Consider the following 25,348-nt stretch of genomic DNA (forward strand, 5'->3'; position numbering starts at 1 on the left):
GGGGAGCTCACGGGCCCCGACTGCCCTGCTCCGCCGCCAGGACTCGAACCTGAACTATCTGAACCAAAATCAGAGGTGCTGCCGATTACACCACGGCGGACTGCCGCATTCCCGGCGCCGACGCCCCGGTCATGCGTCTGTGATCCTCGCATGCCGCCACGCCCGGAGTCGAACGCGGGGCCGGGCGCGTCGTCGTCCCGGATAGGCTGAGCGCAACCCGCCGCGCGTCGTCCCCGGGGTTTTCCGGTGGCCCCGGGGTCCGGCCGGGTGCCGGAAAGGATGTACTACGTGTCGAAACCGTCGCAGAACCACGCCGACCGCAGCCCGCGGGTCCGGATGACGGGCACCCAGCGCCGGGAACAGCTCATCGAGATCGGCCGGGCGATCTTCGCCGAGCGCGGCTACGAGGCGGCGTCGATCGAGGAGATCGCCCATCGGGCCCAGGTCTCCAAGCCGGTGGTCTACGAGCACTTCGGTGGCAAGGAGGGGCTGTACGCCGTCGTCGTGGACCGGGAGATGTCGACCCTGATGTCGATGATCAGCGCGAGCCTGACGCAGAACCGCTCGCGCGTCCGGGTCGAGCGGGTGGCTCTGGCCCTGCTCACCTACGTCGAGGAACGCACCGACGGCTTCCGCATCCTCGTGCGGGACTCCCCGGTCACCGCGGAGGAGGGCACGTACTCGTCCCTGCTGAACGAGGCGGTGCGGCAGGTGGCGCACATCCTCGCCGGCGACTTCTCCCGCCGCGGCTTCGACCCGGATCTGGCTCCGCTCTACGCGCAGGCACTGGTGGGCATGGTCGCGACGGCCGCGACCTGGTGGCTGGACGAGCGCAGCCCGTCGAAGGAGGTCGTGGCCGCCCACCTGGTGAACCTGTGCTGGAACGGACTTACGCACCTCGAGGCGGACCCGCAGCTCGGGACCTCCTGAGCCGGTGGCGCAGTCCCCCGATCGTCCCTCTACCAGGTGGTATCGTTGCCCAGCCGACTCTAGAAGGGATGCCAGGTGATCGCGGTGATCAACCGAGCGGCGATCGGCGCCGATCGCCCGGATCGTCTCCTGCGTACGAGCCCGTCCGGGAGGCCGTGAATGGCTCGGCAGGTCCGCGCGGAAGTCACCCGCGAATCCGTGGTCCGCGGTGCCGCGGAGATCTTCATGAACCTCGGCTACGCGAATGCCAGCCTCAACGAGATCATCCAGGAGTCCGGCGTCACCAAGGGTGCGCTGTACTTCCACTTCGCGTCCAAGGAAGAGCTCGCCCGCGGCGTCGTCGACGCGGGCTTCGCGCGTCTCGCCGAGGCCGCGGTGACGACCATCAACGACCGCACCCCGGCCCTCGAGACACTGATCGAGCTGTCCGTCCTCACCGTCGACCTGTCCCGGAACGATCCGGTCGTCCGGGCGATGTTCCGCCTGGCCGTGGAGATCGGGGACTACCGCGGCACCGGCGACCGCCTGTTCGACACCTGGCTGGCGACGATGCGCGACCTCGCGAAGCGCGCCCTGGCCGAAGGTGACCTGAACGAGGACGTGGACCCCGACATGGTCGGTCTGTTCCTCCTGCAGGTGTTCACCGGGGTACGGATGGTCGCGGCAGCGCTCGACTGTCGTGAGGCCCTCGTCGAATACCTCGAGAACGCGTGGGGACTGATGCTGCCGGCCCTGGTGCCGCCCGCCAAGGCCGAGTACTTCAAGCAGTTCGCCTCGCGCCGGCTCCGGGTCTGATCCCGGAGGCAATCGTTGCGCCGGCCGCCATCGCCTGACACGATCGCCGCCGTGACCCTGGGACCCTTCGACGCGGCTGCGGCCGGCGCGGCACTCGCCCGCACCCTCGACGAGTCCGGAGCCGACGCCGCGGTGACCATCGTCCCGGTGCCCGCGCTGCTGACCACCGCACAGGCGGCGGACGTGCTCGGTGTCGGCCGGGCGTACGTGGCCCGTCTCGTCGACGACGGCACCCTGCCCTCCCGGTTCCACGGTCTGCACCGTCGCATCCGCCGCGCCGACGTCCTCGCCTGTGCCGCCCGGAGGGCCGAAGCCCGGAGCCGGGCCCTGGACGCCGTCGCCGACCTGAGCCGGCGCGACGGCCTGTACGACGACGACTTCTAGGGGGAACGATCGTGCCGATCCGGGCGGTACTCGACGCGCCGGCACTGACGCCGCCGCGCGTGCGCGACGTGCTGCTCGCCCTCGCCGAGGACGCGCTGTACCGGCCCTACTGGAGCGACGGCATCGTCGCCGAGGTGGAGCGGAGGCTGCCGGCGCACATGTCGCGCCCGGCGCGGGACTTCCTGTTCGCCGAACTCGACACGGCCTTCCCCGAGGCACGGGTGAGCTGGCCCGCCACGGTGCTGCGCGAGGTGCCGTACGTCAGCGATCCCCGCGACGCGCACCTGACGGCGGTGGCGCTGTTCGCACAGGCCGACGTCGTCGTCACCACGGACGCCGGTCTCGCGCGCTCGCTCGAGCGGTCCGGGGTCGAGCCACAGACACCCGACGCCTTCGTCGCGTACGTCCTCGACGCCGATCCCCGGCGGGCCGTGCGTGTGCTGCACCAGATGGCGCGACGGCGATGGCTCGGGCCCGGCGAGGAGCTCGCCGACGCCGCTCTGCGGTCGCGGCTGGCCGCGTGGGCGCGCGCAGCGCTCGGCGACAACAGCGCCGACCTACTGGCAGCGGACCCGCCCTGAACCGTCCCGCCCGCGGCAGTGTTGCCGGTGCCGCCCGCGGCAGTGTTGCCGGTGGCCGCCTGCGGCAGTGTTGCCGGTGCCGCCCGCGGCTGTGTTGCCGGTGCCGCCCGCGGCTGTGTTGCCGGTGCCGCCCGCGGCTGTGTTGCCGTGCCGCCCGCGGCTGTGTTGCCGTGCCGCCCGCGGCAGTGGTCCTGGCCGCTCGAACCGGACACCGCATAGACTCGGACGGTCCTCTTCTCGAACCCCAGGAGCGCCCTTCCCGTGTCCGACGTGTCCGTCACCCCCCTGTCCGGATTGGCGCGGATCGCGCTGGCCGACGCGCAGCTCGAGCGTGTGGCCGCCCTCGCCGGGACCGCCGCACAGGCCCTGGTGGCCCCGCCCGCGGCCCGGCCGTTCGTCGCTGCCGCGCTCGCCGCGAAGACGCCGCTGCTCGTGGTGACCGCGACCGGCCGTGAGGCGGACGATCTCACGGCGGAGCTGCGCGAAATGCTCGGCGACGTCGTCGCGCAGTTCCCCTCGTGGGAGACGCTGCCGCACGAGCGGCTCTCGCCCAGCGCCGACACCGTCGGCCGCCGGTTACAGGTGCTGCGCCGGCTCGCGCACCCCGAGGACCGCGACTACGGACCCGAGTTGCGGGTGATCGTCGCGACCGTGCGCTCGCTGGTGCAGCCGATGGCCCCCGGTCTGGGCGACATCGAGCCCGTCACCCTGCGTGTCGGCGCGGAGCACGACTTCGACGAGCTGATCGAGCGGCTCGTCGAGCTGGCCTACACCCGTGCCGACATGGTCGGCAAGCGCGGCGAGTTCGCGGTGCGCGGCGGCATCCTCGACGTCTTCCCGCCGACCGCGGACCACCCGGTGCGAGTCGAGTTCTGGGGTGACGAGGTCACCGAGCTGCGCCCGTTCTCCGTCGCCGACCAGCGGTCCATCCCCGAACTCGAGGTGAGCACCCTCATCGCCCCGCCCTGCCGGGAACTGCTGCTGACCGAGCAGGTCAAGGAACGCGCGGCGCGCCTCGCCCAGGACAACCCGGCCGACGCGGCCCTGGTGGAGATGCTCGACAAGATGGCCTCCGGCATTCCGGTCGAGGGCATGGAGGCGCTGCTGCCGGTGCTGCAGACCGGCGAACTGCAGTTGCTGACCGACGTCGTGCCGGACGGTACGCACGTGCTGCTGTGCGATCCGGAGAAGGTCCGCACCCGCGCGGCGGACCTGATGCGCACCGGCCAGGAGTTCCTCGAGGCGTCGTGGACCGCGGCCTCGCTCGGCGGGGCCGCGCCGCTGGACACCGCGAACATGAAGGGCGTGGACCTGGCCGCCTCCGCATACCGCCCGCTGACCGGGGTGCGGGAGACGGCGGAAGCGGCGGGCCGGCCGTGGTGGACGCTGAGCCCGCTGGCGTCGGGCGCCGACACCGAGGTCGTGCTCGACGTGCAGTCGGCGCCGGAGGTGCGCGGGTCCGAGGAACTGCTGACGATGCTCTTCGCGAACCTGCGCGCGCACGTAACCACCGGCGGGCGGGCGGCGATCGTCGTTGCAGGTGCCGGCACCGGGCAGCGGGTGCTCGAGCGGCTTCAGGAGAACGACGTACCCGCAGCGCGGCTCGATCCGGGGGCCGAACCGGTTCGCGGCACGGTCGGGGTGCTGTGCGGCGCGCTGCACGACGGCCTGGTGCTGCCGGGCGACGGCGCGGACGTGCCCGGACTGGTGCTCGTCACCGAGTCCGATCTCACGGGCAACCGGGTGACCGCCGCCGAGGGCCGGCGCACGCCGGTCAAGCGCCGCAACCAGGTGGATCCGCTGGCACTCACCGCCGGAGACATGGTGGTCCACGATCAGCACGGCATCGGCCGGTTCGTGGAGATGGTGGAGCGGACCGTGGGCGGCGCCCGCCGCGAGTACCTGGTCATCGAGTACGCGCCGGGCAAACGCGGGCAGCCGGGTGACCGGCTGTTCGTGCCAATGGAGTCCCTCGACCAGCTCTCCCGCTACGTCGGCGGCGAGATGCCCGCCTTGAGCAAGCTCGGCGGCTCCGACTGGGCCAACACGAAACGCAAGGCGCGCAAGGCCGTCCGCGAGATCGCGGGGGAGCTGGTGCAGCTGTACGCGGCCCGCCAGGCCGCCCCGGGGCACGCGTTCGCGCCGGACACCCCGTGGCAGAAGGAGATGGAGGACGCGTTCGCGTTCACCGAGACCCAGGATCAGCTCACCGTCATCTCCGAGGTCAAGGCCGACATGGAGAAGGCGGTCCCGATGGATCGCGTCGTCATCGGCGACGTCGGCTACGGCAAGACCGAGATCGCGGTGCGTGCCGCGTTCAAGGCCGTGCAGGACGGCAAACAGGTCGCGGTGCTGGTGCCCACCACGCTGCTGGCGCAGCAGCATCTGCAGACCTTCACGGAGCGGATGGCGTCGTTCCCCGTCACCGTCAAGGGCTTGAGCCGCTTCACCGATTCCGCCGAGGCGAAGGAGACGATCGCCGCCCTCGCCGACGGCGAGGTCGACATCGTCGTCGGCACCCACCGGCTGCTGCAGACCGGCGTGCGATGGAAGGACCTCGGTCTCGTGATCGTCGACGAGGAGCAGCGATTCGGCGTCGAGCACAAGGAGCACATCAAGGCCCTGCGCACGCACGTCGACGTGCTGACCATGTCCGCTACGCCGATTCCGCGCACCCTGGAGATGAGCATGGCCGGCATCCGCGAGATGTCGACGATCCTCACCCCGCCCGAGGAGCGGCACCCGGTGCTCACCTACGTGGGCGCCTACGCGGACAAGCAGGTCGCCGCCGCCATCCGCCGCGAGCTGCTGCGCGACGGACAGGTGTTCTACGTGCACAACCGCGTGAGCTCGATCGACAAGGCCGCCAAGCGAATTCGCGACCTCGTCCCCGAGGCGCGGGTCGCGGTCGCGCACGGACAGATGAACGAGGACACCCTCGAAAAGACCGTGCAGGGCTTCTGGGAGCGTCAGTACGACGTCCTGGTGTGCACCACCATCGTCGAGACGGGCCTCGACATCTCCAACGCCAACACCCTCGTCGTCGAACGCGCCGACTCGCTCGGGCTGTCGCAGCTGCACCAGCTACGCGGACGCGTCGGCCGTTCCCGCGAGCGGGGTTACGCGTACTTCCTGTACCCGCCCGAGAAGCCGCTGACCGAGACGGCGTACGACCGGCTCGCCACGATCTCCCAGAACTCCGATCTCGGCGCGGGCATGGCCGTGGCCATGAAGGACCTCGAGATCCGCGGCGCGGGAAACGTTCTGGGCGCGGAGCAGTCAGGTCACGTCGCCGGCGTCGGATTCGATCTGTACGTGCGTCTCGTCGGCGAAGCGGTGGAGGCGTTCCGGGCCGCCGCGGACGGCCGCCCCGTCGCCACGGAGGAGGCCGCCAAGGAGGTGCGCGTGGATCTTCCGGTCGACGCCCACATCCCGCCGGACTACGTGACCTCCGACCGGCTGCGGCTCGAGGCCTACCGCAAGCTCGCGGCGGCGCACGACGACGACGCGATCGCCGCGGTGGTCGAGGAACTCGTCGACCGGTACGGTCCGCTGCCCGAGGAGGTCGGCCGGCTCGTGTCGGTGGCCAAGCTGCGCCTGCTGTGCCGCGAGTACGACCTCGAGGAGGTCGCGGTCTCCGGCACCCAGTTGAAGATCTCGCCGATGCACCTGCCGGATTCGAAGCAGATGCGGCTCAAGCGGCTCTATCCGGCGGCGCAGTACCGCGCCACGAGCGGCATCGTGCAACTGCCGTTGCCGCGGACCGGCGGCGTGGGTTCCGAGCGGGTGCGCGACGTCGAGTTGCTGCAGTACATAGCGGACTTCCTGCTCGCCCTGGACGGCAAGGCGCAGGGATCGGTGGACGTGCGCGTGCCGACCGCCGCGAGCGTGTGACCGGGGCGAGCGCAGCGACGGGGAAGACGACCGGGGCGAGCGCAGCGACGGGGAAGACGACCGGGGCGAGCGCAGCGACGGGGAATGTGAGGCGACGGCGGTGACGGTGATTCTGCTCGACCCGTACCGGCCCGGATCGGTGCCGTTCGAGGCGGTGCCGCTGCTGACCGGGCCGCTCGACTGCACCGACGACGTGCCGGTGTCGGTGCGCGAAACCCTCGGCGCCACCGTGGGATCCGGCGCCGAGACGCTGATCGCCGTCGATGCGGGACACGAGGCGGTGCGCGACCGCGTACGGCGGGGAGAGCGGGTGATCGCCGCCCCGCCCGCGCCGGGGGAGCGCCTGCTGCGTGCCGTGGACGTGATGGACCGGCTGTGGGGCTTCGGCGGCTGGGAGGTCACCCAGACACACGACTCGTTGCGCCGCTACCTGCTCGAGGAGACGTACGAGCTGCTGGACGCGATCGAGGAGGGTGACCCGCACGGCCTGCGCGAGGAACTGGGAGACCTGTTGCTCCAGGTGCTGTTCCACTCGCGGATCGCCGAGGAGTCCGGCACCGACCCGTTCACCGTCGACGATGTCGCCGACACGCTCGTCGCCAAGCTCGCGTCGCGCAGCCCGCACCTGACCAACGGTCACACCGGCCCGATCGACGTGGCCGAGCAGGAGGCGGCGTGGGAGGTGGCGAAGGCGGCGGAGAAGGCGCGGCCCTCCTGCCTCGACGGCATCGCGACGGCGCAGCCGGCGCTGGCGCTGACCGACAAGGTGATCGCCCGGGCCACCCGGGCGGGGCTTCCCGCGCACCTCGTCCCGCCCGAACTCCGGACGGTGTACGTCACCGGCGACGGTGGCGCGGAGGACGCGCTGCGCAGCGCGACGCTGCAGTTCGTCGCGACGGTGCGCGCGACGGAGAAGGCCGCTCACGCCGACGGCGTGCCGTACGGCGGTCTCGACGCGGACGCATGGGTGCGTTACTGGGAGAAGTGAGTTCCGACCGGCGCCTCGCCGAGCCGCCGCGGCTCCGCACGGGCGCGCAGAGCCGGGGCGACGGGCCGGCCGTGCAGGAAGCCGGCGACCCCGCCCGCGTCGAGCGCCTGCCGGTACACCGCGAGGGCGCCGCGCGCCGCCTCCACCGTCTCTTCGAGGTCGGCGTCGGTGTGGGCCGCCGAGATCACGAACGACTGCCCGAGTACACCCCGGAGGAGCATCTCCTGCAGGAACAGCGTGCGGAATTCCTGAGACGGCTGCAGGTTCGGGTCGCGGGTGACGAAGATCAGGCAGGACGGTCGACCGATCACCTGGACGTACCGGTCCATGCCGAGGTCCGCGGCCGCGGCGTTGACGGCGTCGGCCAGTTTGCGGCCCGCCGCTTCCATCCGCCCGATCGGGTCCTCGGTCGCATAGGCACGCACCACCGCGCGGAACGCGGCCAGTCCGCCGGACTCCGGTCCGTGCGTGGTCGACAGGAGGAACACCCGGTCCTCGTCGGTGCGCAGGCCGCCGAGCTCCATGAATTCGCGCCGGCCGGCGAGCGCGGCGACGGGGAAGCCGTTCCCCATCGCCTTGCCCCAGCACGACAGATCCGGCCGCACGCCGTACACGCCCTGTGCCCCGTGCTCGGACCAGCGGAATCCGGTGATCATCTCGTCGAAGATCAGCAGGGCCCCGTGCCGGTCGCACAGTCGGCGCACGCCGGGTAGGAAGCCGGGATCGGGTTCGGCGAGGGCGGTGGCGGCCTCGAGGATCACGCACGCGGTCGGCCTGGCCGACAGCGCCCGGTCGAGCGAGTCGAGGTCGTTGTACCGGAACCGGTGGGTGTGCTCGGTGATCTCCTCGGGGATCCCTGCGTTCATCGGGGTGGTGCCGATGAACCAGTCGTCGACGGAGAAGAACGGCTGGTCGCACGCCACCACGTGCCGGCGGCCGGTGACGGCCCGGGCCAGGCGCACCGCGGCGGTCGTGGCGTCGGAGCCGTTCTTGGCGAACTTCACCATGTCGGCGCCGGGCACCAGGGCGAGGAAGTCCTCGGCCGCGGCCACCTCGAGAGTGGTGGGCCGGCTGAAGTTGGTGCCGTCGGCGATCGCGGCGGCGACGGCGTCGACGACGGGACGGTAGCCGTGCCCGAGCGTCACCGACCGCAGGCCCATCCCGTACTCGATGTAGCTGTTTCCGTCGGCATCCCACACGCGGGCACCCGCCCCGCGCTCGAGGACGGGCGCCATGGATTCCGGATACTGGTCGGAGCCCCGGGCATACGTGTGCGCACCGCCGGGCACGATCTCGTGGAGCCGGGCCTGGAGTGCGGTCGACCGGGTGAACGATGGTGGAGAAGAGTGCGGCACTGTCGGCTCCCTTCGATGACGACGCGTGGAGCGAGGGGCGGACACGAGAGGAAGTGGGAGGCTCCGAGGGTACACGGGTATGAGCGGGTATGAGGTAGCGTCATCATTCTCGGTAGGAGTGCGCGCGACCGCAACCTTCTCCGGTGTTCCCCAACAACTTTTGGGTTCAATCGGTAGGTCTTGTGCGGTATCGTCGACGGTAACGACCCTCCGCCCTGAACATCTCTACTCGATGGGACGAACAGCTGTCGAGTAGGACGACGCCGTGATCGAACTGTGCTCGATCCGATGGGAGTTTGCGGATGGTGAAGATTCCGCTCGGTCTGTCAGCCCGTGGGGAGCCTCCCATCCGGGTCCTGATCGACAATGGCGAATACTGGCTCAACAACAAGGGTGATCTGGCATTACTCGATGTCACCGTGCGCCGGATCCGAGCGCGCTGGCCCGACGCCCGCATCGGTGTCCTGACCTATGCACCCGGGTTGCTACGAGCATTCGAGCCCACTGCCGAGCCGGTCGGTTACCGACGTGGAGCCCACTGGTCGAGGCTGGGACGGTCCAGTCGGCTGCCGGCACGGTTGGGACCTGCCGTTGTCGGACGAGTCTCGGAAGTGTGGTGGTTCCTGACGAACCCGCCGAGGCAGCAGATGCGCAAACTGCCCGACTCGGTGCGTCATCCGTGGGCACGGATGAAGAAGTGGCGCAGTCACGACCGTGACAGGAACACCGTGAATCCGGCTGCTCGTATTCCGGAGGCCGCGAAGACGGCGTCGCTGATCGTTGCGATGGGCGGAGGTTACCTCGCTGACGTCGATACATACCAGGCCACGCGTACCCTGGATCTGCTCGAATACGCCTGTGAGAATGGAATTCCCACTGCTGCGCTGGGTCAGGGGATCGGCCCGATCGACGATCCGGTGCTCTTCGCTCGGGCCGCGAAAGTGCTGCCGCGGGTCGATGTCATCGCGTTGCGAGAGGACGTGTGGGGTCCGGACCTGCTGGCGAGGATGGGAGTACCGGACGAGCGCATATGCACTACCGGAGACGACGCCGTGGAACTCGGATATGACGCCGGCCGCCCGGAGATGGGCTCCGATCTCGGTGTTTGTCTGCGTATTGCAGACTATTCGCCCGTGGGGGATCGGGCTCGGACAAGTGTGCGGCGGTCTGTGCAGGAGTTCGCTCTCGGAGTCGGTGCCACGCTCGTGCCACTCATAGTTTCCGAGCACGAGTCGGAGGACCGCCGATCGACGCTGCCGCTGCTCGAGGGCTATCCGTCGGTGGCCGTGCCCTTGGATCGCTACGCACGTGCTCGAGATCTCGCTGCTGCAGTCGGACGGTGCCGGGTTCTGGTCACCGGCGCGTATCATGTGGCTGTTTTTGCTCTGTCTCAAGGAATTCCGGTCGTCGGCCTGTCGTCGTCGAAGTATTACGACGGCAAGCTGGGTGGATTGAGGGCGATGTTCGGGGGCGGTCTCGAATTGATTCACCTCGATGACCACGACCTCGATGCCCTGCTTTCGAAGTCGATCCGGGAACTGTGGGAAGCGGCTCCGCAGTTACGTCCGGTACTACGGGAGCGGGCGCGGGCTCAGGTCGCGGCAAGTCGTGAAGCCTACGAGCGGATGTTCGGTCTGGTCGAACGGACTTCCGGTGCATCCGCACAGTCCATGCTCGATCGGCAGTCGAGCGTTTGATTCGCGGCCGAGTGCACGAGTACAGGTGTACCGAGAGCGCAGGGAATATCGCGAGCGCAGGTAATCCCGCAAGGGCCCATCCGAACCTGAAGGCTCCGAACCTGAATGCGCGAGGCCGCTCCCGGCCCATCGGCATGGGTGCAGTTTCCCTGCACTACAGGCGATTCCCGCCCTACAGGAGCCTGGCCTAGAGCAGTACCCGACCTGCAGCAGTACCTGACCTACAGCCTGACCTAGGGACCCGGTCGGTAAACGGGCCTGGTCCGGCGCGAGCCGTTCGGTGTCTTCTCATCCGGGACGGCGCATACGTGCGGTTTCGGCCTCATGTGTGCCGGCCTCGTGTGTGTCCGCCACCACGGGTGTGTCCGACGCTGCGACCTGCTCGAGTTGCGCGCGGAGCAGTTGCTGTTGCTGCCACATCTCCGACGTGATCGCCCAGAGGTCGTGATCTCGGCGCAGTCCGCCGACGTCGAGATAGCTGGACATGGTGCCCTCGCGTCGGCACCCGAGAAGCTGCACCGTACGTGCTGCCGCCACATTCTCCGTGCAGATGGCAGCCGAGATCCGGCGCAGCCCGAGAGTGCCGAAGAGGTAACTCATCGCCAAGCCGCCGACTGCGAGGCCGATACCCGCGCGGGCGAATCGAGAGTCGATCCAGACGCTCGTCTGAGCGGTCAGGGCCGCGGGATCGATACATTCGAAATTGCACTGCCCCGCGAATCTTCCGTCGATCTCGACCACCAGGGGTAGAGCAGTGCCGGACCGTTCGGCCCGGCGGCGTGCGAGACACTCGCCCACCCACACGGTGACGGTATGGCGGCGGTCCCAGTCGTCCGTGGCGGTCAGCCAGTAGGGCTCGATGAGCCGCTGGTCCCGAAGGCGGATCTCTCTCCAAGCCGTTGCGTCGCCCAAGCGTGGACTACGCAACGTCACAGTGTGCCCGGCTACCCGGACCGGCCCGAGGAACAGTCGCTTCTGCCGGATCCGACGAGGGTGGGCAAGGTGCCGCATCGACCTCAGGTGGAATCGGCAGGCGGCGATCACGATCGTGATCGCTGTCCGTGGAGGGTCCACATCTGCTCCTCTCGCCCCGACGTACCGCCCCTGCAAACTTACGACCCGTATTTGACTTATAAAGATACTCCAAGTTGGTTTTATCGGGTAGATTCTTACTCGAGTCGGGAATGGCCTTCATGAACTCGGAGCGTCGAAGCGCTCCCCGGTGCTGCGGAGGGGCTGTGGACAGCACACTCAATGATCGGATTCGCCACCTCGCCCGCTACTGGCCCATCGTGGTGCTGGCGACGCTGCTGGCCGTGGGGGGAGCAGTGTGGACGACAGGGCAGAGTGCTACGGAGTACACGGGCCGTTCGGCCTTGATCGTGTCGTCCCAGAATCGCGCGCCGGAACAGGACGCGGTTCTCGTGCAGGGCTACGTGGATCTGTTCAACGACTCCTCGTATCAGGAGCAATTGCGAGTCGTCGGGAGCCTTCCCGCAGACACGTCCTTCTCCGCTCGCACTGCGGCGGCCGGACCGATCCTGTTCGTCGAGGCTACGGCGGGAGACGCGGAGACCGCTGCAGAGGCGGCCCGCATCATGGCCGGAACGTTTCGTGACGATGTCAACTCCGTGCGCGACCGGGGGCGGGAAGGATCCCTCGAGGAGTTGCGCCAGCGACTCGACGAAGAGCGATCACGGCCGGGAATCGCCGACAACGTGGCGCTCGCTCAGCTGCAGGCGCAGATCAGCGAGCTCGAACTCGACGCGACCAACCAGATCCAGGATCTGCAGCTGAATGCCGGCGTCTCGGAGGACTCGCCATCCCTCTTCCGGAACGTGGCACTCGGTCTACTGGGGGGAATGGTGCTCGGAGTACTCGTGGCGCTCGCACTCGATTCCGTCATGCGGCGGATCAGCACCACCCAGGATGTTCGGGAGCGCCTCGGTATCGAGTCGCTCGGGGTCGTCCCGGCCGGCGGTTCGACCTCGGCGGATCGAGCACGTCAGCTCGCGTTCCACAACCTCGTGAACACCCTCGCCGCCGGCGAGGTTCGCGGGCTCCGCACCGTCGCCCTGACGTCGCCGACCGGAGGCGAGGTGACAGGACAAGTCGCTCGCCAGGTGGCCCGACGCTGGAGTCGATCCGGCGTCCGTGTCGTCGTGATTCCTCAGAACGTGACGTCGTCGACCGTTGCCGGCGCCGGTGCAGAGGCACCCGGCGATGGACTCCGGGTACTGAGCGTGCGGGATACGACCGGTGAGTCCGTGCCGCTGTCCGGCAAACGGCTCGAGGCACTGCTGCAGCAGCTCCGCGGTGAAGCCGACGTCGTACTGTTCGACCTCGCGCCGGTCACCGAGGACGCCGACGCTCAGATCTTCTGCGCGGCGGCACAGAAAACTGTCCTGGTACTCGACCGGCGCCGCGCACGCCAGCCAGACGCGGCAGAGGCCGTCCGATTGCTCACTCAGGTGGACGCCCACCTCCTCGGAGCGGTCGTCGTGGATCCGCGCGGCGATACTTCTGCGCCGTACCCGCCTGCGGAAGAGATCTCCTGGTCCGCTGCTGTGCACAATCACCACGACCTCGGCCGTACCCCTGCGCCGACTCCAGGAATGCGCCCATGACGACGGCAGCGCACCCGGCCACCCGCGGACCGGCGTCGACCGAGCGTCTGCTGCCCCGATCCTTCACAGCCGTCCACCTCGTCCTGATCGCGGCTGCGACGGCGACAGTCCTCGCGATCGCTGCTGTCGCGACCGGGTTTCCAGCGAAGTTCCCAGTGCTGCTGCTCCTCGCGGCAATTGCAGGCGCGATGGTTGCCGCCGGTCTCCGCTCGCCCGTCGTCGCGCTGTTCCTGCTCCTGTTGACGACGTTTCTCCGGGTGGCGCTGCCGCCGATCCTGCCGGTGGATCCGTTCGTACTTGCCTATGCGGGGGTGATTGCCGCACTTGGGATCTGGATGTACACCACATCAGCAGCCGACGCGCGCGTCGGCGCAGTCGAGGCAGCGATGGCGCTGTACGTGGTATGGAACATCGGTTCGATGCTCGCGACGCACCGATACCTTGCGACCGTTCCCGTGACCGGGGCGTCGCTGTCCGTCGTGCGCTTCGTTCTGACCGGTGTCCTGATCCCCTTCACTGCGTATCTCGTGGGCAGATACGTCTTCGTGCGGGTGTCGGCGATTCGAGCACTGCTGTGGATCATCGCAGTGCTGGCAGCGTACTCGGCAGCAGTGAGCATCATGCAGTTCCTCGGCCCCAAGGCTCTCGTATGGCCGCGGTACATAGTGACGGCTCCGATCTGGGAGGGACGCGCTGTCGGGATCTTCAATCAACCGGTCGTCAACGGCATGGTGCTCATTCTCGGTTTCGCTGTCGCGCTCGTGCTGTCGTCGGAACGCACAGAGCCGCGCTTTCGCCGGCTCTGTGCTGCCGTCATCGCGGTCGCGTGCGCCTACGGTGTGTACTTCACGCATACCCGTGCGGTGTGGCTCGGTCTTGCGCTCGTGATCGTCGCCGGAATGCTGTGGGCACGAGGATTCCGAACCGGATTCGTACTTGCGGCAACCACGGCGGTGATCGCCATCGCCACGAACTGGCAACGGTTCACCGGAACCGATCGTTCGGCCGGGGGCGTCGGCTCACCGGCCGAAGTGCAGGACCGGCTCAACACCGCCGGCACCGCCCTGTGGGCGATAGGGCAGAAGCCGCTGACGGGTTGGGGGATAGGCAGATTCACCGCCGTCAACACCTACCACCACAAGCAGTGGTCGCCGGAGGTGCCGTGGATTCGCGGCTTCGCAATCTCCTCCCACTTCAACGAGCTCGGCATCGCGGCCGAACTCGGGCTGATCGGCCTGGGGCTGTGGATTGCCGTCGTCGTCCTGCTCGCGGTGCGGCTGTTCCGGGCGTATCGGATTCTGCCCGAATACGGACTCGACGGCCGCCGGACGGCCCTTCTGGGCCTGCTGGGACTGATGGTAATGGCGATCACCGGATTGACGGTCGATCTGCGATTCTTCGACTTTCCGAACGCTGCCGTGATGGTGCTGGTAGGGGTCGCGATCGGATGCGCCGACCGGTACACAGCCGAGGCCGGGAGCGTGAAGCGATGACGCGGCGCCATGTCGTGTGGGCGTCGACGAGCATGACCACCCGCGGTGGAGTGGGGAGTTTCGTGCGCACCATGCACGACACGCCGCTGTGGGACCGGTGGGACATCGAACACGTGAGTACGCACCGAAACGGATCCAAGCCCGCCCGGATCGGTGCATTCGCGAATGGCCTCGTCGTCTTCCTTCGTGCGCTGGTCAACGATCGTCCCGACGTGGTGCACCTGCACACGTCGATAGCGGGCAGCTTCATCCGGAAGGCGACGTTGGCCTGGGTCGCGTCCGTCTTCCGAGTGCCGGTCGTGCTGCATGTGCACGGTTCCTCGTTCGACAGATTTCACGATCGCGCGCCCTTCCCGATCCGACTGCTCATCCGTTCGACACTCGCCCGCGCTGCGGTCGTGGTCGCCTTGGGGGAGCGCTGGCGACAACGATTGCAGAAGATTGCACCCGATGCCCGGGTCGTAGTTGTCCCGAATGCGGTCCGACCTGCAACCAGAGTCGACCAGTCCAGCCGGAACGGACCCCTGCACGTGCTGTTCCTCGGCGAGATCGGCGACCGCAAGGGCACATTCACGCTGCTGGAGGCCTGGGCTCGGATTGCGGAAGGGACGAACTCCGCGTACGCACGGTTGACCGTCGCCGGTGACGGAGAAGTAGGGCGCGCGCGTGAACGGGTCCGTGCACTGGCGTTGACGGACACGGTCGCGCTGCCCGGCTGGGTTCCGCCGGAGGCGGTGCCCCAGTTGCTCGACAGTGCGCACGTACTGGTACTGCCCTCGCGTGACGAGGGCCAGCCGATGGCAATTCTCGAGGGCATGGCGCGAGGATTGTGTGTCGTAGCCAGCACGGCAGGCGGAATTCCGGACCTCGTCGACGACTCGTGTGGGGTTCTGATCCCCGCCGACGACACGACTGCTCTGGCCGCAGCCCTCGAACGGGTGCTGTGCGACGAGTTGCTGCGCACCAGGCTGGGCCTCGCGGCCTGGGAGAGAATCCGTTCCGACTTCGATGTGGACGTGGTGTGGCGTCGATTCGACGACCTGTACGAGGAGCTCCGACGATGAGCACGCAACAGCCGGTGAGAGTGATGTTCGTGGTCCCCGACCTGCGGATCGGCGGCGCAGAACGGCACGCGGTGACGCTTCTGCCGCGGCTCGACCCCGACCGGTTCACGGCTCGGTTGATCTGCATCGGGAGCGAAGGGGAACTCTTCGGCGAGCTCCAGGCACAAGGAATTTCCGCCCATGCGCTGCACAGGAGCAAGAGGCAGGCTTTACGGGCGCTCGTCGAGCTCCGCCGGGAGATGCGTCTATTCGCGCCGGACGTAGTGGTGACTCGTGGATACAGCGCCGAGAGTCTCGGCAGGATCGCGGCCGTGTGGGCGCGGGTGCCGCACTTGTCGGTGTGGGTGCACAACTGCGGCGACATCGACCCACGCAGTCGATGGCGTCGAATCTGCGACAAGGTGCTGCAACCGTTCACCGACATGTTCCTGGGCGTGGCACGCGCGCAGACGAGGTACCTCACCGAGGATCTCGGAATCCCGCAGCGCAAGATCCGGGTCGTTCACACTGGAGTCGAGCCGCACGAATTCATCCCGTCACCGAATCGGGATGTCGCAGTTGCACTAGGAATCCCATCGCACGAACCGATCGTGGGAATCGTCGCCGCCCTGCGTCCGGAGAAGGATCACCGCACACTCCTGCGCGCGGCCCGCCGCGTTCTCGCAGAGGTACCCGAGACGTGGTTTCTCGTGGTCGGTGACGGCCCCGAGCGTGCTCGTCTCGAACGGTTCGCGCGTGAACTCGGGATCGCGGACCGCGTCGTGTTCACCGGAGCTCGATCGGACGTCAGGGACGTCCTGCGGGCCCTGGACATCTTCGCCCTCACGTCCTCCACCGTCGAGTGCTTCCCGATAGCGCTGCTCGAGGCGATGGCCACCGCACGTCCTGCGGTGTGCACCGACGTCGGCGGCGTCTCCGAATTGCTCGATGAGGGCACCACCGGGATCCTGGTGCCGCCGGCAAATCCGGAAGCGCTGGCCGAGGCGCTGCTCACCCTCTTGCGTTCGCCGGATCTGAGGTGGCGATTCGGGCAGGCAGCCCGTGCGCGGGTGGAGTCTTCCTTCACCCTGACGCAGAGTGTCGCCGAGAGTGAACGTGCGTTGGAGGAGGCCGCCGGTCCACCCCGGAGTCCGGTCCGGCTCACCCTCGTGCTCGACCGCACCTTCGTCGGTGGAATCGAGACCGTGATGCTCGACGTGTTCCGGCGTCTCGACAGACGTCTGGTCCTACCGCGCCTGGTCTGCCTGCACGAGGCCGGGCCGCTTGCCGACGACTACCGGGACGCCGGCATCCAGGTCGAAGTGCTGGACCGGCGAAACCGTTGGGACCTGACGACGCTGCCCAAGTTGATCGACACGCTGCGCCGGGACCGGACCGATGCGGTGCTCGTCACGCATCATCACCGCGCCGCCCTGGCTCTCGGCCGGATCGCCGCACATGCGGCCGGGGTGCGGGCGGATCTCGTTGCCGTTCACGACATGGATCTCGTATCGCAAGGCGGCAGATGCCTTCCGCGATGGACCGTCGCCTCGCTGTGGCTTGCCGACGCCATGATTCTCCTCGGGCACAGCCAGCGGGACTATCTGCACGCGCACGAGGGCGTCGGCAGATCCCGGTGGAGCCGAACCTCGGAGGTCGTCATACCCAACGGCATCGCGGTGGGGGACCCCCCGACCGGAGAAGACAGGGTGCGCGCGCGGCAGGCGCTCGACCTCGGTCCTGAGGACTTCGTCGTCGCCGTCGTGGCCCGGCTCAGCGCGCAGAAGGCGCACCACGTGCTGTTCGAGGCATTTTCTAAGGCACTTCCGCTGCTGCGTCCGGCACGTCTGGTGGTGGTCGGGGACGGCGAGCGAATGGAAGAATTGATCTGCCTGGCAGAGAAACTCGGTATCGCAGATCGTGTGCTCTTCGTAGGGACTCGTCGGGACGTCGCCGTTCTGCTTCCGGGATTCGACGTGACCTGCCTTTCCTCGGTGCACGAGGCGATGCCGCTCGCGGTACTGGAGTCGATGGCTGCCGCAGTTCCTGTGGTCGCGACCGACTGTGGATGCCTGAGTGATCTGATCACCGACGGCGCGGAAGGATATCTGGTGCCGGTCGGTGACGTGGAGGGACTGGCAGATGGTCTACTCGCATTGTCTCGGGACCCCGAACTGCGAGTGCAGATGGGTAAGCGCGCCAGAATGCGTGTGGAGCAGAACTTCCGGATCGAGGACACGGCGCGCGCATATGAGCAGCTTCTCGTCGAGACCCTGGGAGGGCAGCGATGAAGAGACACATTCTGGTGCTGGTGGAGAACCTCTCGGTGCCGTTCGACCGTCGGGTATGGCAAGAGAGCCGGTCGCTGGCCGAGGCGGGATACCAGGTGACGGTGATCTGCCCGATGGGCGGTGGGCAGGATCGGGAGCCGGAGGTCACGATCGAGGGTGTTCGGATCCTCCGCTATCCTCTCCGCGCCGCCACCGGAGGGCCGGCCGGTTATCTCAGGGAGTACACCGCGGCCCTGTGGCACACCACCCGGCTGGCGCTGAAAGTGCGGCGCGAAGGCCGCGTCGACGCGGTGCACGCGTGCAACCCCCCGGACCTGCTGTTCGTCGTGGCACTCGTTCTGCGTCCGGGCGGAGCGCGATTTGTATTCGATCACCACGATCTCGTGCCGGAGTTGTTCCAGTCGCGCTTTCCCGGGGGCGGACGCATGTTGTACCTTGCGACGAGGCTGCTCGAACGGCTGACGTTCGCGGTATCGGATGCAGTCATTGCAACCAACGACAGTTACCGCCGGATCGCGATCGGGCGTGGACATGTGGCGCCGGACCGGGTCACCGTGGTGCGCAGTGCGCCCGATCTCGAACGATTCGTGCGGCGCGCTCCCGATCCGGAGTTGCGCAGGGGAAAGCGTTATCTCCTCGCGTATCTCGGCGTCATGGGACCGCAGGACGGAATCGACTATCTCCTGCGTGCCGTGGCATATCTGCACCGGGACCTCGGCCGGGACGATGTGCACTGCATCTGCATGGGTGCCGGGGACGAATTCGAGGCCATGCAGGCGCTCGCTCGTGACCTCGGCCTCGACGACGTCGTCGAGTTCACAGGCCGGGTGCCGGACGAGTTCGTGCAACGCTGTCTGTCCACCGCGGACGTGTGCCTCGCGCCGGATCCGCGCAATCCGCTCAACGACCTCTCGACGATGAACAAGATCGTCGAGTACATGGCGATCGGCCAGCCGGTGGTGTCGTTCGACCTCGTCGAGGCCCGTGTCTCGGCCGGCGACGCTGCGCTCTACGCGCCGGCGAACGACGAGAAGGCCTTCGCACGAGCGGTCGACATCCTGTTGAGGGACGACGAGTTGCGTGCCCGGATGGGGGCACTCGGCCGATCGCGGGTGGAGCAGGAACTGTCGTGGCGGACGTCGCGAGAAAACCTTCTTCGATGTTACGGGGCGTTGTTCCGCGACGACGTTGCACTTCCGCAGGTCGCGGGGTGAGTCATTGGCTGTTGCGCAACAGGACCACACCGCTGTACGAACGTATCGTCACACGATCCGTAGTGCTTCCGTCGTTGGTTTCCGGGTCGGCGGTGCCGGTCAGGTGCCGGAACGTCCCGCCCAGCGCTACGGTCGCCGGCTCGTCGCTGCTGTTGACGAGCACGATGCCGTGGTCGAAGTCGCGGCGGAAGACATTCGGTGCAACCATCCCGATTCCTGCAGTTCCGGAATACTGCGCCTCGACATGTGCGAGCGTCGGATTCGGGGCTATCGGGTCGCCGAGGTATCCGCTGCCGAGCCCACCGCCGTCCATCTCGTCGATGTATGCGGGTTCGCCGTAGTCGGATCCCATGGGCGCCCAGTAGCCGTCCTGCAGAAGTGTGGCTGTCAGGAAGAACCGTGCACGGGTGAGTTCGCGTTCGGAGCTGGGTTGAGGACCGAGTTTGTTGATGGTCATGGCCAGTCCCGGTTCCCGATGATCGCCCCGCGCGGTGAGACGAATGTACTGCTCGATGTCGAAGCGGGGATCACGCTCGGCACGAGGGTCGGCGAAGTTCTCCCATGCCCGCCCGTCGAGTTGTCGATCGCGCAGGGTTCTGTCTCCGTTGGCGACGAGCAGGGCAGTGGGCATGCGGTCGCGCATGATGCGTTCGGCCTCTTCGATTCCCCTGCCCCACGGCATGTCCTCGCCGTAGATCTGCGCGTCGGCCTCATCCGTGCCGTTCCGGTCGATATCCCATCGGTCGGAATCGGCGCTGTAGATTCGGTCGCCCCACACGTCCAGGAAGATGCCGTCCCAGACCCCCTGCGACCACACCGTGTCGACCACCCAGTCGGCCGCGTATCTGCCGAAGGACAATCCGTCCACTCTCGGTCCCTGGTCGGTGAGGTTCGACATCGACGTGTCGGGCCATTCGCTGACCACCGTGCCGTCCGCGCGCTTCGCCAGCCACTCGTCGGGGAACTGGCTCTCTCCGTGAGAATCGAACTGCCAGAGACGATATCGATTGCGCCAGTACTCCTCGGAACCGAGCCGGTCGGGATGGTCGATCAAGTTGACATAGGCGAGGAGGCGCGTTCGCGGGTTTGCTGCCCGGACGTCGTCGAAGAAGTCCCGCGGCATTCGGTGGCCCCACTCGTTGTCGATGACGACGACGTCGTACTGGGCGAGTTCTTGCGCGGTCGGCAGATCGTGCTGGAACAGGAAGTACGTGGCTGTTCTGGGGAACGTGAGGAGGCCTGCGTCGGACGGCACGGGCGGCGGGACGCCGTCGGATGTACTGCATCCCGCGACCGATGCCAGAAGGGCGACGGCGAGGGTCACACACGAACGCTGTACGTGGCGTTGCCACATGGTCGAACCGATCACATGTTCAGACTTCCACGGGGGATGGCGGTTGTCATCCGTCCGGCGCAGACTGATTTCGAGCGGAGACATGATGAACCTCGGTTGGTATGCACACAGATTGGGTTCGATGAGTGCCCCGGAGGTGGTCTGGCGCCTGCGTGGCGTCGGACGTACTTATCGGTCCGGCGGCAGGTACGGAGTCCCCACGGATTCCGAACTGCTCGGATCCGGTAACCGAACCTGGAGTGATGCCCTGTCGGCATTCCGCGAAGGGGCAGGGGGGGCGTTGCTGTTCGGGAAGACCCGAGCCGAGGAGATCGCGGATCGGCTCCCTCTCCAAGTCGAGGCGCTGATCCGGGCTGCAGAGCGGACATGTGAAAATCGATTCGAGTTCTTCGCCGATCCGGAGGTCCGGCTGGACACCCCGATCGACTGGTGGTCCGATCCGCTTCGAGGTGTGCAGTGGCCGTCGAAACCAGCTCACCGGATCGATCACCGAAGGGGACCGGGTGACCCGAAGTGGATCTGGGAACTGAACCGGCTGCAGCACCTTCCGTGGCTGGCATCGGCTCGGATGTTCACCGGCGAAGAGCGTTTCGCTACTGTTGCGTTGTCCCAGCTCGATTCCTGGATAGCCCGGAATCCACCGGGGTGGGGTATCGCATGGCGCGGTGCGTTCGAGGCGGGTATCCGCTCGATCTCGGTCGCACTGACTCTAGACGGACTGCGTGACGCCCAGGCATTGACGGAGGCGCGATTCGCCCGGGCCGTACGGATGCTTGCGGCCGGTGCGGAACGCTGTCTGCAGGATCGTTCGCGGTTCAGTTCGGCCAACAACCATCTTGTGGGAGAACTGGCAGGGCCGGCGATCGTAGCTCTGCTCCTACCGGAGCTGCGCCATGCCGCGCGGTGGGAGGCGGACGCGGTCGCGGCACTGGCCGTGGAAGCTGACCGGCAGATTCTGCCGGACGGCGCGGGTGCCGAGCAGGCACTGGGTTATCAGGTCTTCGTCGTGGAGTTGCTGACCGTCGTCGCTGCTGTGCTGTTTCGCAGATACGGTCACGCGCCGGACCGCCTGACTGCCGCAATCTTCCGCAGCAGGGAGTATCTCGAGGCAGTGATCGGTGAGTGTGACCCGGAGCCGCACTACGGCGACGACGACCAGGGATTCGCGGTACGGCTCGGTCCGGAACCACGCCGAACGGTCAGAGAACATCTCGGAATCGTGGATGCTTTCTTGGCTGACAGGCCGGCCGGCGCGGTGGAATCTCCGGAGTCGCTGACGGCGGCGTGGTTGTCGTCAGCGCGTCCTGTGAAGGTCCGGGAGCAGATCACCCTGCGAACGACGGCAGCGGGTTCCGCCTTCGCGCCGGACGGGGGTATGGCAGTGCTGCGGTCCGGCCCACGGACGATTCTCATGGATGTGGGGGCACTCGGATACCTCTCGATTGCCGCGCACGGCCACTCGGATGCGTTGGCGATGAGTCTGAACTTCGCCGGGGAGTCGCTGATCGGGGACCCGGGGACGGGGAGCTACTACCGGAATCCGGAATGGCGCGAGGCCCACAGGAGTACGCGCGCTCATGCGACGGCGTGTGTGGACGGGCTCGACCAGTCCGTACGCGGCGGTCCCTTCCTGTGGATGCGGCATGCGCAGGTCCGGGTTCGTGAGATCGATCTTCTCGGTGGCATCGTCGACGCCGAACACGACGGCTACCGAAGACTTCCGGCGCCTGTTGTCCACCGTCGCCGTGTGATGGCACCACCGACGCTGAAGTCGGTGCTCGTGTTGGACCTGTTCACCGGCCGCGGCCGACACGACGTGCATGTGTCCTGGCCGATGGCCCCCGATCTCGAGGTCGAGCCCGCCGGTGCCGGCCACCGGGCTCGGCGGCGCGGCGTACCGGTGCTGGAACTCGCATATGCGGTCAGCGGCGGGGTCGTGACGACGGAGGCCGTTCGCGGGGACGACGACAGCGCGCTCGGTTGGTGGTCGCGTGAGCTCGAGCACCGCGTGCCCGCGTGGGCGCCGAGCGTCCGCTGCCATGCCGATCTGCCCTTTGTGTGCGCCACGGTGCTCCTTCCGTTTCCTGAGTCCCGTGCACCCGGACCGCATGCGGTGGTGCCTGCTCGGTCGATAGCCGATCTTCGCGTCGACGTCGAGGAAGGCCGGGTGCAAGTGGAGTGGATCGACCTGGACGGTCCACATCGGGTTGCCTTCGAGATGGATCGCGTAAGGACTTAAACCAACCTCAAGTCTGTTATATGCTCGATTGCGAGGTTAACGGTCTGATCTGGGCGGTGAAAACGTGGAATCAGTCAAGTTGGATCATCGGATAGACGCGACGCGCTCGAAGCTCAGCGTCTTCGGTCTCGGGTACGTCGGATGTGTCTCCGCAGCATGCCTCGCGAGCCGGGGTCACTCGGTCGTCGGTCTGGACGTCGATCCCAGGAAGCTCCGATGTCTTTCTCGCGGTGAGGCGCCGGTGGTCGAACGACGGATCGCCGACATCACCGCCGAAGCTGTAGCGAGCGGGCGGCTGACCGTGAGCGACGACCCCGTCCGCGCCGTGTGCGAGACCGATATGTCCATAGTCTGCGTCGGTACCCCCTCCGGGGCCGGTGGTGGCCTGTCCACCGAGTACCTCGAACGGGTCACCGACATCATCGGGTCGGGGTTGGCGGCGAAGGACTCCTGGCATGTGGTGGTCTATCGCAGCACGATGGTTCCCGGCACTTGTGAAAGCCTGCTCGTGCCTCGTCTCGAGGCGGCGTCGGGAGGAAAGCGTGCCGGCATCGATTTCGGCGTGTGCGTGAATCCGGAGTTCCTCCGTGAGGGGAGTAGCGTCGAGGACTTCTTCGATCCGCCCAAGACTGTCGTGGGCGAGAGCGATCCCCGGAGTGGGATGCAGGTCATGGCACTCTACGAAGATTTCGGGGGATCCCGATTCAGAGTTCGGCCGGCCGTGGCCGAGATGGTCAAGTACGTGGACAACAGCTTCCACGCGCTGAAGGTGGACTTCGGTAACGAGATCGGTGCGATCTGCGGAGCGCTGGGACTCGACTCGCACGCCGTGATGGAGATCTTCGTGTCGGACACGAAGCTCAACATCAGCCCCGCGTATCTCATGCCCGGTTTCGCGTTCGGTGGTTCCTGCCTGCCCAAGGACGTACGAGCTCTCGTCCATACTGCGCGCCGACACGACGTCGAGGTGCCTGTGCTCTCGAATGTGTTGACCTCGAACGAAGTCCACCTCCGCCGCGTCGTCGACCTGGTGCTGTCGCTCGATCGACACCGGATCGGGCTGTTCGGGCTGTCGTTCAAGCAGGGCACGGACGACCTAAGGGAGAGCCCGATGGTGGAGCTCGCCGAACGGTTGATCGGCAAGGGATTCGATCTCAAGATCTACGACGCCGACGTGGCACTGTCGCGGTTGACGGGATCCAATCAGGCATTCCTCGACCATCGCCTGCCGCACATCGGGTCTGCACTGACCGACGATCCCGACGAGGTCCTGTCGCACGGTGAGGTACTCATCGCGGGTTCTCGTGACGAACGGGCGGTCGCTGCTCTCGACCGAGCCGGCGCCGACCATGTGATCGTGGACCTGGTCCGCCTGCCTCACGCCGAGGACCGGCGGCGACGTGGAGGCTACGTGGGAACGGGCTGGTAGCCGTGGGCGCCGAGTCCCCAGAGCCGTTCTTCAGTATCCTCACGACCGCGTACCGTACCGAGCAGTATCTTCCCGAGGCGATCGAGTCCGTCCTGTCCCAGACCCGTGGCGACTGGGAGTTGATCGTGGTCGACAACGGGTACTCGGACGACATCGCGCGGATTGTCGGCACATACGCCGACGACCACCGGATCGGATTGATCCGACAGGCCAATCGGGGTTACGGCGGCGGAGTCACGGCGGCTGCAGGGACGGCCCGCGGCCGTGTGCTCACAGTGCTCGACAGCGACGACCTGCTGCGGCCCGACTTCTGCGAACGCGTGGGGGCCGTCTTCGAGGCGGAACCACACGTCGCCGCGGTCGGCTGCGACGCGACGCTGTTCGGTTTCGGCGACGGCACCGAACGCGGGTACCTGAGAAGTATCAGTTACCGCAACCGGAAACGTCACGTGGATGTGCCACTGACGTTTTCGGATGTGCTCGGAGGGATCGTGCCCTACTACAGCGGCGCTGTCCGGCGCGACGTGTGGAATGCTGTCGGCGGCTACACGGCCCCCGCCGGTGTCGAGGAGGACGTCCTGCTGTGGTTGCGCATCACGGCCGCAGGCTGGGACGTGCGGTTGCTCGACGACCGATTGGCGCGGTGCCGGGTGCGAGCGGACTCGTCCTCGCGCGATCCGTCCCGGGTGGAAGCCTTCGACGAGCGACTGCAGGCGACGTTCCTGTCTCTAGCCGGGGGGCCGGTCCAACGTCGTGCCGTGGACCCGACGTTGCGGCGCTTGCGGTACCACCAGTCCCTCCGCCGGGCTCGGTGGGCATTGCTCGAGGGAGACGTGCGCTCGGCTCGCCGCGCCGCGCGCACCGCGTTCGGCCAGAAGCCGAGTCTCCGAGCTGCCACTGTGGTCTCGGCACTGGCTGTCGCGCCGGGCGTGCTTCGGCGCGTCCATCCCCTCAAGCAGCACCTCTCGGGCACTGTGCGGCGATACGGCGTCGCGGGTGCCCGGATCGTCCGCCCCGTCCGGGGATCCGGGTGA

The 25,348-nt window shown here is 67.5% G+C and carries 18 protein-coding genes and 1 tRNA gene; 15 read left to right on the forward strand and 4 right to left on the reverse strand.

From position 1 onward, the window contains the following. Positions 1-28: 28 nt before the first annotated feature. A tRNA-Gln gene (locus LZP97_RS01720) sits at positions 29-100 on the reverse strand. Positions 101-336: 236 nt separating this feature from the next. Here LZP97_RS01720 and LZP97_RS01725 point away from each other — a divergent pair. The 6 genes from LZP97_RS01725 (at position 337) to LZP97_RS01750 (ending at position 7,572) form a co-directional block, all read left to right on the forward strand. Beyond that, positions 337-930, forward strand: coding sequence for a TetR/AcrR family transcriptional regulator (locus LZP97_RS01725; protein ID WP_010592944.1), 594 nt, complete (start codon positions 337-339; stop codon positions 928-930). Positions 931-1,089: 159 nt separating this feature from the next. Continuing rightward, a complete protein-coding gene (locus tag LZP97_RS01730; RefSeq protein WP_017679511.1) occupies positions 1,090-1,725 on the forward strand; it encodes a ScbR family autoregulator-binding transcription factor in 636 nt (211 codons plus the stop codon). Positions 1,726-1,776: 51 nt separating this feature from the next. After that, positions 1,777-2,109 carry a helix-turn-helix domain-containing protein gene (locus LZP97_RS01735; protein ID WP_017679512.1) on the forward strand — a complete coding sequence of 111 codons (333 nt, stop codon included), beginning with the start codon at positions 1,777-1,779 and terminating at the stop codon, positions 2,107-2,109. An 11-nt stretch (positions 2,110-2,120) separates the two neighbouring features. Further along, complete coding sequence (locus tag LZP97_RS01740; protein WP_048771923.1) at positions 2,121-2,690, forward strand: PIN domain-containing protein; 570 nt, start codon at positions 2,121-2,123, stop codon at positions 2,688-2,690. A 261-nt stretch (positions 2,691-2,951) separates the two neighbouring features. Continuing rightward, complete coding sequence (mfd, locus tag LZP97_RS01745; RefSeq protein ID WP_010592940.1) at positions 2,952-6,584, forward strand: transcription-repair coupling factor; 3,633 nt, start codon at positions 2,952-2,954, stop codon at positions 6,582-6,584. 100 nt (positions 6,585-6,684) lie between these two features. Further along, the gene (locus tag LZP97_RS01750; protein WP_029539902.1) at positions 6,685-7,572 is read left to right on the forward strand and encodes a MazG family protein; all 888 of its coding nucleotides are present in this window, start codon (positions 6,685-6,687) and stop codon (positions 7,570-7,572) included. Here LZP97_RS01750 and LZP97_RS01755 read toward each other — a convergent pair. Next, on the reverse strand, positions 7,557-8,927 hold the full coding sequence (locus LZP97_RS01755) for a glutamate-1-semialdehyde 2,1-aminomutase (RefSeq protein WP_048771921.1): 1,371 nt from the start codon (positions 8,925-8,927) through the stop codon (positions 7,557-7,559). The two genes, LZP97_RS01750 and LZP97_RS01755, sit on opposite strands and share 16 nt — an antisense overlap. Before the next feature lie 302 nt (positions 8,928-9,229). Here LZP97_RS01755 and LZP97_RS01760 point away from each other — a divergent pair, with 302 nt between their 5' ends. Then, the gene (locus LZP97_RS01760) at positions 9,230-10,624 is read left to right on the forward strand and encodes a polysaccharide pyruvyl transferase family protein (RefSeq protein WP_048771918.1); all 1,395 of its coding nucleotides are present in this window, start codon (positions 9,230-9,232) and stop codon (positions 10,622-10,624) included. 288 nt (positions 10,625-10,912) lie between these two features. Here the strand turns inward: LZP97_RS01760 and LZP97_RS01765 are convergent, their stop codons facing one another. Continuing rightward, positions 10,913-11,635: a GNAT family N-acetyltransferase gene (locus LZP97_RS01765; protein WP_234575099.1), complete on the reverse strand. Its 723-nt coding sequence runs from the start codon at positions 11,633-11,635 to the stop codon at positions 10,913-10,915. A 227-nt stretch (positions 11,636-11,862) separates the two neighbouring features. Here LZP97_RS01765 and LZP97_RS01770 point away from each other — a divergent pair, with 227 nt between their 5' ends. The 5 genes from LZP97_RS01770 to LZP97_RS01790 are packed head-to-tail and all read left to right on the forward strand — an operon-like array spanning position 11,863 to position 19,292. Beyond that, positions 11,863-13,251: a hypothetical protein gene (locus LZP97_RS01770; protein ID WP_048771915.1), complete on the forward strand. Its 1,389-nt coding sequence runs from the start codon at positions 11,863-11,865 to the stop codon at positions 13,249-13,251. Continuing rightward, a complete protein-coding gene (locus LZP97_RS01775) occupies positions 13,248-14,744 on the forward strand; it encodes an O-antigen ligase family protein (RefSeq protein WP_040274490.1) in 1,497 nt (498 codons plus the stop codon). The genes LZP97_RS01770 and LZP97_RS01775 overlap by 4 nt, the downstream gene beginning before the upstream one ends. Beyond that, positions 14,741-15,808, forward strand: coding sequence for a glycosyltransferase family 4 protein (locus LZP97_RS01780; RefSeq protein ID WP_230831637.1), 1,068 nt, complete (start codon positions 14,741-14,743; stop codon positions 15,806-15,808). Before LZP97_RS01775 ends, LZP97_RS01780 begins: the two co-directional genes overlap by 4 nt. Continuing rightward, positions 15,805-18,078, forward strand: coding sequence for a glycosyltransferase (locus LZP97_RS01785; RefSeq protein ID WP_200903447.1), 2,274 nt, complete (start codon positions 15,805-15,807; stop codon positions 18,076-18,078). The genes LZP97_RS01780 and LZP97_RS01785 overlap by 4 nt, the downstream gene beginning before the upstream one ends. Further along, the gene (locus LZP97_RS01790) at positions 18,075-19,292 is read left to right on the forward strand and encodes a glycosyltransferase family 4 protein (RefSeq protein WP_048771911.1); all 1,218 of its coding nucleotides are present in this window, start codon (positions 18,075-18,077) and stop codon (positions 19,290-19,292) included. The genes LZP97_RS01785 and LZP97_RS01790 overlap by 4 nt, the downstream gene beginning before the upstream one ends. 1 nt (position 19,293) lies before the next feature. Here the strand turns inward: LZP97_RS01790 and LZP97_RS01795 are convergent, their stop codons facing one another. Continuing rightward, the gene (locus tag LZP97_RS01795) at positions 19,294-20,730 is read right to left on the reverse strand and encodes a putative glycoside hydrolase (RefSeq protein ID WP_234574956.1); all 1,437 of its coding nucleotides are present in this window, start codon (positions 20,728-20,730) and stop codon (positions 19,294-19,296) included. Positions 20,731-20,767: 37 nt separating this feature from the next. Between LZP97_RS01795 and LZP97_RS01800 the strand changes: the two genes are divergently transcribed. The 3 genes from LZP97_RS01800 to LZP97_RS01810 all read left to right on the forward strand — a co-directional run bounded on the left by LZP97_RS01800 (position 20,768) and on the right by LZP97_RS01810 (position 25,348). After that, complete coding sequence (locus LZP97_RS01800; protein ID WP_230831639.1) at positions 20,768-22,885, forward strand: heparinase II/III family protein; 2,118 nt, start codon at positions 20,768-20,770, stop codon at positions 22,883-22,885. A 64-nt stretch (positions 22,886-22,949) separates the two neighbouring features. Then, positions 22,950-24,314 (forward strand): nucleotide sugar dehydrogenase, encoded by a 1,365-nt coding sequence (locus LZP97_RS01805; protein WP_230831641.1) that lies wholly within the window; start codon positions 22,950-22,952, stop codon positions 24,312-24,314. 2 nt (positions 24,315-24,316) lie between these two features. Further along, entirely contained in the window at positions 24,317-25,348 is a 1,032-nt protein-coding gene (locus tag LZP97_RS01810; RefSeq protein ID WP_040274503.1) for a glycosyltransferase family 2 protein, read from the forward strand.

Origin of the sequence: Rhodococcus sp. DMF-1 (assembly GCF_021441945.1) — a bacterium.
GTDB classification, from domain to species: Bacteria; Actinomycetota; Actinomycetes; order Mycobacteriales; family Mycobacteriaceae; genus Rhodococcus; species Rhodococcus ruber.